The organism is Frankia canadensis, assembly GCF_900197875.1.
Taxonomy (GTDB): domain Bacteria; phylum Actinomycetota; class Actinomycetes; order Frankiales; family Frankiaceae; genus Frankia; species Frankia canadensis.
Genome location: NZ_FZMO01000159.1, coordinates 1 through 8,932, shown reverse-complemented (window position 1 = coordinate 8,932; position 8,932 = coordinate 1). Strand labels below are relative to the sequence as shown.

The window sequence follows — 8,932 nt, the reverse complement described above, 5'->3', positions numbered from 1 at the left end:
GTGAAGGTGAGGCCGCGGACCTGGGCGGGGTCGGGGGAGGGACGGTCGTCGTCGTCGCCGCGTCCCGACCGGCGGGGGGCGCCACCGTTGTCGCAAGCGCCGCTGTTGTCGTTGCCGCCGCCGGTCGGGGGGCCGTCGGGTTGGCCGTCGCGGCTGGCGGCGGTGGGGTCGCCGCCGCCGGGGGAGGTGTCGACGCGGGTGAGCTGCTCGCGGATACGGGCGGCGAGCCGGACGAGCCGGTACGGGTCGAACGTGCCGGCGTAGTCGATCAACATCTGTTCGGCGGTGGCACGTTCGGTGTCGGTGACATCACGGGGCAGACCCTCGATGGCCTCGCGGATGACGTGGGCGTGCTCGACGGTGATCTCCCCGCGGGCCAGCGCCTCCCCCGTCGCCGCACACGGCCCGTTGCCGACCGCCAGCGCCAGGCTGACCTGACGGCGGGACTCCCGCGAGGCCAGCGCCAACCGGTCCCGCAGCAGGCTCGCGACGTCGACCGCGCCCACACGAGCCGCCAGGCCACGCTCCTGCGCCTCGACGATCAACCGGCCGCGTAGCGCCGCCACCCGGCCCCCCAACCGGCCCGCCTTCTCCAACAGCATGTCGAGCTCTCCGTCGGACAGCCGCCACGGCTCCTCCGACAACAACACATCGAACAACTCACCAAGCACCGCGAACCGGCCAGGCATGCCACCCCCAGCACCGTCAGACGACGGCGGGTGCACGGACGCGGAAGCGGAGGAGGGACCGGCGGCCTCGGGGAGCGTGTCCGGACCGGCGTCGGACGGATCGGACGGTGGAACGGGAGGCGAGCCGAGAGGGTCGGGGGGCGGGCCGGAGGGACGGCCTGTGCGGCAGGACGTCGCACCGGTCCGAGTGTCGATGACCATGAAACAACGCTAGATCAGGCAGCCCGGATCATCGAACACATGTTCTGACCTGTGGACAGCTGGAACGCGCCCTCACGGCTGTGGACAAGGTCGCGGCCGCAGGTGAGCTCAGCTGACGGTCGCGGCGGCCAGGTTCGCGAGGTTGACCAGGTAGGAGACGCCTCGGCGGGTGTAGTCGTAGCCGCTGAGCGGGTAGCCGTTCGTCAGGCAGGCGACCGAGAGATCGGCCTCGGGATCGTAGAAGCCGAGCTGGTAGGCGGCGCCGCCATGGCCCCAGGTCGCGGGGGAGCCGACGGTGGGCAGCCAGCTGCCGTTGTAGCGACCGCTGATCGTGGTGAACAGGCCCATGTGCGTCGGGATGTCGCCGCCGCCGTAGAGCTGGTCGCCGTGCGGCGCCTCGCTACGCCGGACCCGGGTGGCCTCGGCGACGATCTCCGGCGACCACCGGCCCGAGTGAACGACGGCCTGGTAGTGCAGCGCGACGTCGGCGGCGGTGCCGACCAGCGAGTGGCTGGGTTCCCCGGCCGCGAGGATCTCCGGACGGGAGACGTACCACGGCCCCCAGGGATCGACCTCCTGGTCGTCGGATGTCCGGTCGGTCGCGATCATCGGTGCGACCGAGTCGGCCTGCCGCTCCACCGGGACGCCCAGCTCCAGCGACAGGCCGAGCGGTTCGCACAGGCGGGTGCGCAGGTACTCGGCGATGGTCACCCCGGTGCGCCGCCACACCAGCTCGGCAATGATCCATGCCGCCGAGGTGAGGTGGAACTCCAGCCGGGCTCCCGGCGGGTAGGTGAGCCGCCACCGGCCGAACGCCGCCATCCGCTCGTCGTGCGACAGCATCTTCGGATAGCCCAGCGGCGCGAACGGGAGTCCGGCGGTGTGGGTGAGCACCTGTTCGACGGTGACGACGTCCTTCCCGTTCGTGCCGAACTCGGGGATGATCGACGCGATCGTGTCATCCAGGCTGATCAGCCCCTGGTCGAGCAACTGCCAGGCGATCGAGGCGACGACCGTGCGGCCGGCGGACTGCAGCACGTAGCGGCGCGTCAGATCGGTGTCGCCGAACGCGGCGTTCAGTACCAGCTGGCCGCCGCGCGCGACGGCGAGCTGCGCTGACGGCAGCGGAAACGTCGCCATGGCATCGCGGACGTGGCGCACCAGCGCCTCCAGCCGGACCGGATCCACTCCGGCGTCTGCCGGCTCGACGACCTCCTGCGACGCGACCCACCCGGTTGCCGTACTCACGACCAGACCTCCCATGCCCGCTCTACCTGCCCATGTCGCTCCGGGGCCGGCCGACTCGACGTGATGCCGCCCGTGGTGCACGTCACAGTAAACAGTATCCGGCATTACGGTCGGATTGCACCGATCTCACCGCGCCTGTGCTTGTAGGCAGCGAACATGGGTTGGCGGCGTGAACCAGCCCACGTCGATTAGTGTCCGGTAATAGGGGATGTGACGGGCGGCACGGGAGGTGCCGGACCCGCGTCCACCGAACGGGAACGAGGGTCTTCGCATGTCGATGCGCTGGGAGGCGTCACGGTGAGCACGCTCGAGACAGATCCGGTTGATCAGGCCGGGAGTGGCGCCGCGGACGAGCCGGTCTGGGCGGGGGCGCTCCTGCCCACCGACGCCGAGCTGCTCGCCCGCTACACGGCCGCCGGCTGGTGGGACGGCTCCACCCTGGCCAGCGCGATCGTCGAGGCGTTCAGCCGGAACCCGTCGTCGCCGGTGCGCGTCCACTCCGCCGAGCATCCCTACGAGGGCACCTACGCGGATGTGCTGAGCGCGGCGCGGTCGCTGGCCCAGGCGTTACGGGCGCGCGGCGTGGGGCAGGGCGACACCGTCGCCTTCCAGCTGCCGAACTGGTCCGAGTCGCTGGTGTGCTTCGCCGGGATCGCGCTGTCCGGCGCGACGCTGGTGCCGATCGCGTCGTACTACCGCGAGAAGGAGCTGCGCCACATCCTGAGCCGGTCGCGGGCGGTGGCGCTGGTCATCCCGCGCCACTTCCGCGGACGCGACTACCTGGCCGAGGCCGAGGCGCTGCGCGGGGATCTGCCGGCGCTGCGCACCGTGGCGGTCGTCGGCGACGGTCCGCTGCCGAGCTGGGCCACCTCCTTCGCCGACCTGGTCGCGGGCGCGGCGGACGAGCAGCCGGTACCGGCGGTCGATCCGGGATCCCCGGCGGCGATCGCGTGGACGTCGGGCACGACGTCGGACCCGAAGGGCGTGCTGATGTCGCACCGCGCCCTGGTGTCCGAGGTGCGCCATCACATCGTGCCGAGCCAGCCGGGGACGCTGCCACGCCTGGGTGGTGCGCCGCTGGCCCACGTCACCGGCATGCTCGCCGTCGGGCTCGCGCCGGCGTTCCGGGGTGTCGGCATCCATCTGGTCGACATCTGGGATCCGGCTCGGGTGCTCGCCATCATGGCCGAGTTCGGCCTGCCGCCGGGGCTCTACGCACCGGTGTTCGCCACCTCGCTGCTTGACCATCCCGACTGCACGCCCGCGCTCGCGGCGCTCATGGGCGCGGCGTGCCTGGGCGGCGCGCCCGTGCCCGGCCCGCTGGTCGAGCGGCTGGAACGGGCCGGCGTCGTCGTAGCCCGGGGGTATGGGAGTACCGAGCATCCGTCGATCACGCTGTCCCTGGTCACCGACCCCGAGGTGCCTCGCCTGACGACCGAGGGGGCCGTGCAGGCCGGCGTCGAGGTGCGGATCGTCGACGAGGAGGAGCGCGACGTCCCGTTCGGCAGCCCGGGCGAGGTTCTCAGCCGCGGGCCGGATCTGTTCTCCGGCTACCTGGACCCGTCGACCACGGCAGACGCGGTCGCGCCTGGCGGCTGGCTGCGCACCGGCGACATCGGCGTGCTCAGCCGGCACGGCGACGCCGACTGGCTGGCGATCGTCGACCGCAAGAAGGACATCGTCATCCGCGCCGGGATCAACATCAGCTCGGCGGAGGTCGAGGGCGCGCTGTCCGGGATGCCGGGGATCGCGGAGGTCGCCGTGATCGGCGTGCCTGACGAGAGCGTCGGCGAGCGCGCCGCCGCGGTCGTCCACCCCTTCCCCGGGCAGACGATCACCCTCGACGACATCCGCAGCCATCTGACCGGCATCGGCATGGCCAAGCAGAAGTGGCCGGAGCGGCTCATCACGTCCGACGAGCCGCTTCCGCGCACCGCGTCCGGCAAGATCCGCAAGCCGGATCTGCGTCGCCTCGCCCGCGACGCGGACTGACGGCGGACCACGCCGCCGGCCCGGGCCGACCTGGACTCAGGCGCGGCCGGGCCGGCGGTGCCTCGGGGCGGTGCGCCGGTTGGTCTCGGGGCGCACCGCCCACGGGTCGGCGAGCGGTCAGCTGGCGGCGCCGGCGCGCAGGTCGAGCGCCTGGCCGCGGAGGTCGTTCTTGAGGACCTTCATGCTCGCGTTGCGGGGCAGGGAGGCCACCACATGGACGGCGCGAGGCACCTTGAAGTTGGCGATGTGCTCGCGGGACCAGGCGATGAACGCCGCGGGTTCGATGGTGGCGCCGGGGCGCGGCACGACGAACGCGACGGCGACCTCGCCCATCCGCTCGTCGGGGACGCCGACCACGGCGATCTGCTCGACGTCGGGATGGGCGCCGAGGATGCGCTCGACCTCCGCCGGGTAGACGTTGAACCCGCCGACGATGACCATGTCCTTCATCCGGTCGGTGATCCGGATGAAGCCGCGCTCGTCCATCTCGGCGACGTCGCCGGTGTGCAGCCAGCCGTCGGGGGTGATGACCTCGGCGGTGAGCTCCTTGTCCTCCCAGTAGCCGCTCATCACGTTGAAACCACGACAGAGCAGCTCGCCGGGCGTGCCGCGCGGCACCTCCCGGCCGGCCTCGTCGACCACCCGGACCTCCACGCCCAGGGCGGCGCGGCCGACGGTGGTGGTGATGTCCTCGAAGGAGTCGACATCCGGGTAGGTCGTCGTCACCAACGAGGTGGCCTCGGTCAGGCCGTAGGCGCTGTGGGTCACCTCGGCACCCAGCTCGTCGCGCATCCGCTGGATCAGACTGGGCGGGACGGAGGCCGCCGACGCCATGGTGACCCGCAGCGCGGACAGGTCGAACCGGGCCCGGTCGGGCGCGTCGAGGATGCCCTGGAACAGGGTCGGCGGGCCCTCCAGGACGGAGATCCGTTCGCGGTCGAGCAGCGTCAGCACGGTGGGGACGTCGAAGACGGCCAGCGGCAGCATCGTCACGCCGTGCACGACGCAGGCCATCCAGCCGGCCTTGTAGCCGAACGTGTGGAAGAACGGCGGGATGATCAGGTAGCGGTCGCCGGCGCGCAACCGCATCACCTGTGCCAGCCAGGCGTGGGCGCGCAGGGACTGACCGTGGGTCAGGACGACGCCCTTGGGGTGTCCGGTCGTGCCGGAGGTGAACATGATGTCGGAGATCGACTCCGGGGTGACCGCGTCGATCCGGTCCCGCGCGGCCTCGACCGGCACCGAGGCGCCAAGTCGCAGCCACGCGTCCCACGACAGCCGCCCCCCGGCCGTGGCATCCCCGGCGGACGCGGCGGCGGAACTCTCGGCGGCGGCGGAACTCTCGGCGGCGGAGTCGACCGCGGTGGTGCGGTCGCCGTCGAGGGCGATGACGTGCTGCAGGGCGGGGAGGTCGGGATCGGCGGCGCACAGCATGCCGTGGTAGTCGGTGTCGAGGAAGTCGGTCACCAGGAAGATCGCCTTGGCGCCGCTCTTGCGCAGCACGTAGGCGGCCTCCTCGCCGCGGAAACGGGTGTTGACCGGCACCAGGACGCCGCCGGCACCCTGGATGCCCAGGGCCGCGACGACCCAGCGCAGCATGTTCGGTGCCCACACGCCGACCCGGTCACCGGGCTCGATCCCGAGCGCGATGACGGCCCGCACGGCGTCCTCCATCGCCGCCGCGAGTTCACGGAACGTCAGACGGGTGTCACCGTCGATGATGGCTTCGTGGTCGGGGAAGCGACGGGCGGCGATCCGGGCGGCGTTCGGGATCGTGCGGATCTCCAGGTCCCACCGTCGGTGCAGTTCGGCGGGGACGTAGCTCCACAGGTCCGTCGCGGTGCCCGGGTTCTGGTCGTGTGCTGCCACCGTCGAGTCCTCCTGGTCGAATGCCCGGTCCAGCCGATTCTGGCCTGCCTGGAAATCCATGCCTGATGACCAACTCGATTTGCTTGAAAAGTCGGTTTTCCGTGGGCGAAACGTTGGTGGGGCCGGCCACGCGGTCAGGCGTGGCCGGCCCCGGCCGGACAGATGGTCGCGGCTCGGATCACGCGCGCGAGCGGCAGCGCGTGGCCCGGACCGCGCCGGATCAGATCCGTTCGATGATCGTTCCCGTGCCGAGGCCACCACCGCAGCACATGGTGACCAGGCCGTAGCGGCCGCCGGAACGCTCCAGCTCGTTGACGAGCCGGGTGATCAGGATGCCGCCGGAGGCGCCGAGCGGGTGGCCGAACGGGATGGCGCCGCCGTTCACGTTCACCTTCTCGATGTCCGCGCCGAGCTCCTTCTGCCAGGCGAGCACGACGGCGGCGAACGCCTCGTTGACCTCGAAGGTGTCGATGTCGTCGATGGACAGGCCGGTGTCGGCGAGCAGCTTCTGGGTGGCGGGGATGGGCCCGGTGAGCATCTTCACCGGGTCGGAGCCGACGAGGACGGAGCGCACCAGCCGGGCCCGTGGGGTAAGCCCGAGCTGCTCGGCCTTCGCGGCGGTCATCAGCAGCACGGCGGAGGCACCGTCGGCGATCTGCGAGGACGTGCCGGCGGTGTGCTTCGCACCGCCCGGCCGGTCCGGCAGGTTCGTCTTCAGCTTGGCCAGACCCTCCAGCGTGGTGGGCCGCAGCGCCTCGTCCGTCGTGTACGGCTTGTGGCCGACGACCTTGCCCTCGTCGTCGGTGACCGGCGCGTTGATCGGGACGATCTGGGACTGGAAGCGGCCCTCGGCGATCGAGCGGGCGGCCCGCTGCTGGGCGAGGAACGCGTACTCCTCGAGGTCGAGCCGGGACAAACCCCAGGCCTCGGCGATCCGCTCGGCGCCCTCGAACTGGGTGGTGACCTCGTAGTGCTCGGTGTAGCGCTCGTTGCGGCCGGTGCCGAACTTCGGGTCGGTGCTGGAGCCCATGGGGATCTGGTCCATGGACTCGACGCCGGCGGCCACCGCGATGTCGACGAGGCCGGAGGCGACCAGGCCGTGTGCGAGCGTCGTCGCCTGCTGGGAAGATCCGCACTGGGAGTGCACCGTGGAGGCGCCGACCTCCAGGGGCAGCCCGGCGGCGAGCCAGGCGTTGCGGACCACGTTGCCGGCCTGCTGGCCGACCTGGCTGACACAGCCGGCGACGACCTGCCCGACCAGCGCCGGGTCGAGGCTGGTGCGGTCGAACAGGCCCCGCAGCACATCGCCGAGCATGTCGGGGGACTGCACGTCCTTCAGCGATCCCTTGCGCTTGCCGATCGCCGAACGGCAGGCGTCCACCACCACGACCTCGGTGCCTGTCATCACGCCACCCTTCGATTTCATATCATTTAATTGTCTGATTTTAGCTTTGAACGGTCCAGGTCTGTGGACCGATCGAGCGCCATTCCTCACGTCTGGCGTACTCGACGGCCAGTGCCTTGGTCAGCGGGCGATCGATGTTCCCGTCGTGCAGGTCGCGGACGATGCGCACCAGGTCCTGGTTGGCCGCGGCGATCCGCCCGGCCTGCTCGACGGCGTGCTCGACCAGCCGTTCCTCGGGCACGACCTGGGTGACGAGGCCGGCGAGCAGGGCCGCCTGGGCGTCCAGACGCAGCCCGCCGAGGCTCATCGCCTTCGCCGTGCGGGTCCCGACGATCCGGCCCAGGCGTGCCGTCAGCCCGCCGCCGGGGAAGGCGCCGACCTTCAGGTGGGTGTCGGCGAACATCGCCCCGGGGCCGGCGACCAGCCAGTCCAGGCCGAGCGCGAGCTCGAGGCCGCCGGTCACGCACCAGCCGTTGACCGCGCCGATGACCGGCTTCGGCAGCGTCCCGAACCGGCGGATCAGCCGGCTCGCGGAGCGCCGGTCGGCCCCGGCGGCGGCGAACCGCTTCAGGTCGAGCCCGGCGCAGAACGCGGACCCGGAGCCGGTGAGCACCGCGGCGCGCAGCCCGTCGTCGGCGACGAAGTCGTCGAGCGCGGCCTCCAGGGCCGCGATCAGCTCCGGGGACAGCGCGTTGCGCGCGTCCGGCCGGTTCAGCGTCAGCAGCAGCACCCCGTCGGTCGACCGCGTCAACAGCACGTCGGCCGCGTCGTTCGACGGTTCGCTGGACGATTCGCTCGAAGGACTGGTCATCAGAACACTCCGTATCCGCCGTCGATGCGGAACTGGTCGCCGGTGTGGAAGGACGAGGCGGAGGAGGCCAGGTAGACGGCGATACCGGCCCAGTCGGCCCCGGTACCCCAGCGCCGCAGCGGAATCCGCCCCATGATCTTCTCGCTGACGGCGGGATTGTCGAGCCAGCCGTCGAAGACGGGGGAGACCGTCCAGCCGGGCAGCACGGAGTTGGCCCGGATGCCGTAGCGGCCGAGCTCCACCGCCAGCGACCGGGCGAGCGCCGTCACGCCCGCCTTCGCGGCGGAGTACGCCTCCTCGCGCGGCGCTCCGAACAACGCCGCGATGCTCGAGGTCAGCACGATGCTGCCGCCCTCACCCTGGGCGATCATGTGCTTGGCGGCCTCGCGGGTGGTCAGATAGGCGCCGTCGAGGTCGACCTTCATCATGTGCTGCCAGGACTCCAACGTGGAGTCGACGAACCGGGGAGCGGTCATCGAGTTCGCCAGCGCCGCGTTCGCGAAGCAGGAGTCGACCCGGCCGTACTCCTCGACGAGCCGGTCGAACCCCCGGCTGACCGCGTCCTCCTCGGTGATGTCCACCTGGACCGCGCTCACCCGACCGCCGTGCGCGGCGAGCTGCTCGGCGGCGGCCTTGTTCTTGTCCGGGTTGCGGCCCCAGACGCACACGTCGGCGCCCGCCCGGGCGAGGCCGTCGGCCATGCCGAGGCCGACCCCG

7 protein-coding genes are annotated in these 8,932 nt (G+C 71.7%); 1 reads left to right on the top strand and 6 read right to left on the bottom strand.

Translation table 11 applies throughout. From position 1 onward, the window contains the following. On the bottom strand, nt 1-689 hold a 689-nt coding region (locus C1A33_RS14630; protein ID WP_115537958.1), incomplete at its 3' end, for a DUF222 domain-containing protein. A gap of 309 nt (nt 690-998) precedes the next feature. Further along, on the bottom strand, nt 999-2,138 hold the full coding sequence (locus tag C1A33_RS14625) for a serine hydrolase domain-containing protein (protein ID WP_243407559.1): 1,140 nt from the start codon (nt 2,136-2,138) through the stop codon (nt 999-1,001). 297 nt (nt 2,139-2,435) lie between these two features. Between C1A33_RS14625 and C1A33_RS14620 the strand changes: the two genes are divergently transcribed. Then, nucleotides 2,436-4,130, top strand: a complete 1,695-nt coding sequence (locus C1A33_RS14620; RefSeq protein ID WP_207770314.1) for an AMP-binding protein — start codon at nt 2,436-2,438, stop codon at nt 4,128-4,130. 117 nt (nt 4,131-4,247) lie between these two features. On the opposite strand, the gene C1A33_RS14615 is transcribed toward C1A33_RS14620, so the two are convergent. From C1A33_RS14615 to C1A33_RS14600, 4 genes are all read right to left on the bottom strand, one after another. After that, the gene (locus C1A33_RS14615) at nt 4,248-5,999 is read right to left on the bottom strand and encodes an AMP-binding protein (protein ID WP_243407558.1); all 1,752 of its coding nucleotides are present in this window, start codon (nt 5,997-5,999) and stop codon (nt 4,248-4,250) included. Between the two features lie 220 nt (nt 6,000-6,219). Then, a complete protein-coding gene (locus tag C1A33_RS14610; protein WP_101832056.1) occupies nt 6,220-7,404 on the bottom strand; it encodes a thiolase family protein in 1,185 nt (394 codons plus the stop codon). A gap of 40 nt (nt 7,405-7,444) precedes the next feature. Next, nucleotides 7,445-8,215: an enoyl-CoA hydratase-related protein gene (locus tag C1A33_RS14605; RefSeq protein ID WP_101832055.1), complete on the bottom strand. Its 771-nt coding sequence runs from the start codon at nt 8,213-8,215 to the stop codon at nt 7,445-7,447. After that, a partial coding sequence (locus tag C1A33_RS14600) for an SDR family NAD(P)-dependent oxidoreductase (protein ID WP_101832054.1) occupies nt 8,215-8,932 on the bottom strand: 718 nt, incomplete at its 5' end. The genes C1A33_RS14605 and C1A33_RS14600, both read right to left, overlap by 1 nt.

Excerpts from the sequence above, each read along its gene's own strand:
- C1A33_RS14605 (WP_101832055.1), bottom strand. The coding sequence starts at position 8,215 with ATGACCAGTCCTTCGAGCGAATCGTCCAGCGAACCGTCGAACGACGCG.
- C1A33_RS14610 (WP_101832056.1), bottom strand. The coding sequence starts at position 7,404 with ATGACAGGCACCGAGGTCGTGGTGGTGGACGCCTGCCGTTCGGCGATC.